The sequence below is a fragment of the Pseudobacteriovorax antillogorgiicola genome, from assembly GCF_900177345.1.
In the GTDB taxonomy this organism is placed as follows: Bacteria; Bdellovibrionota_B; Oligoflexia; order Oligoflexales; family Oligoflexaceae; genus Pseudobacteriovorax; species Pseudobacteriovorax antillogorgiicola.
Genome location: NZ_FWZT01000067.1, coordinates 1 through 1,448 on the forward strand (window position 1 = coordinate 1; position 1,448 = coordinate 1,448).

2 protein-coding genes are annotated in these 1,448 nt (G+C 43.3%); one reads left to right on the forward strand and one right to left on the reverse strand.

Annotation, left to right across the window (positions count from 1 at the left end; translation table 11 throughout):
• A partial coding sequence (locus B9N89_RS31160) for an RNA-guided endonuclease InsQ/TnpB family protein (RefSeq protein ID WP_143478329.1) occupies window positions 1-969 on the reverse strand: 969 nt, incomplete at its 3' end.
• A gap of 53 nt (window positions 970-1,022) precedes the next feature.
• Between B9N89_RS31160 and tnpA the strand changes: the two genes are divergently transcribed.
• Window positions 1,023-1,439 (forward strand): IS200/IS605 family transposase, encoded by a 417-nt coding sequence (gene tnpA, locus B9N89_RS31165; protein ID WP_143478330.1) that lies wholly within the window; start codon window positions 1,023-1,025, stop codon window positions 1,437-1,439.
• Window positions 1,440-1,448: the final 9 nt, after the last annotated feature.

Sequence of the window (1,448 nt, forward strand, 5' to 3'; positions counted from 1 at the left end):
CGCTCCACAACTGCTGCACACCCACTCTCTCACCCCAAGATCTTTCACACCTTTCGGTGCGCTATCTGGAATCTCTTCACAGCTAGAACAGATTTGAGTTGAGCAGTTCTCAGGAACTTCTACGAATATACGATGCTGTTGCGCGCTCGCTTTATACTTCAGCATCGTTTTGAATGCGGTAGTAGCCGCATCATTTACAGATTTTGCCATTTTGGTTTTGGCTAAGCCTTTGGCTCCAAACTTACCTACAACTATTAGGCAATTTTCTTGGACGATTTCAGTTGAGGCCTTGTGGAGATCGTCCATTCTCTTATTACGAATCTTTGCGTGGATTTTCCTAGCTTGCCTCTTTTTCTTGTGCTTCTGCACACCAGAAAGCTTTCGCTCCATCATCCGATAATAGCGCCCGTTAGATACCTTTTTGCCACTAGAGAGCGTGGCGACGTCTTTCAGACCAAGGTCAATGCCAACTTCAGCGCGAGCATCGTATTGTTCTGGTTCGTATTCGATTGGAATGCAGATATACCAACGACCTTTAGAGTCCTGACAAAACTCTCCGCTCTTGTAGTCAGATTCGGGAAGACGATCCGGTTGAAACAGCCTGTAGGGCTTCTTATTGAAGGTCACAATGCCGTCTTTAAACTTGATACAATCATGGCGAAATGGAATCCACCCCAACGACTTTCGACCACGCCATCTGAGTTTTCTTTTCTTGAACTGCCGTCTTCGTGTTACATACTCACGACAAACCATTTGTACGGAAGCAGAATTCAGCCCAAGTTCCTTGTTCGCTCCTTTAGTCAGCCTCTGTAGGTCTTGATAGGAAAGCCATTGACTATTTTTCCTAACAGCTTCAAACGAAGTTTCGTTGCAATAATTCCAGACAAAATTGATTGCCCTAGCCATACGGTTCAGCTCCTTGCAAGCTGTACTGTCTTTTATCCGTATTTTTAGGGTTTTTGTTGCCATTGCAATTCCTCTTCTTATGAGCTAGATAATAGCCAGGAGGCAATACAGTGTCAATGACAAAAAACCAAATAAGATCCCATCATCATTGCGTATATAAGATTACTTATCACTTAGTGCTGGTAACAAAGTACAGGCGAAAGTGCTTCACAAAAGAAATACTCGATCGCCTTCAAGAGATCTGCAAAGATATCTGTGAAAAATGGGATATTGGGCTTATCGAATTCAGTGGAGAACAGGATCACATTCACTTACTTTTGGACTTTCATCCTTCGGCCCAGCCTAGCAAATTCGTCAATAATTTGAAGACTGTCAGCTCTAGGCTTATCAGGAGAGATTTCAGTGATCATCTTGCAAAATTTTACTGGAAACCTGTTATGTGGACGCGAGCCTATTGCTTGTTATCAGCGGGGGGAGCACCTATAGATGTCATCAAGCAATATATAGAAAATCAGGAAAAGCCTACAGAATGATTGCTCACC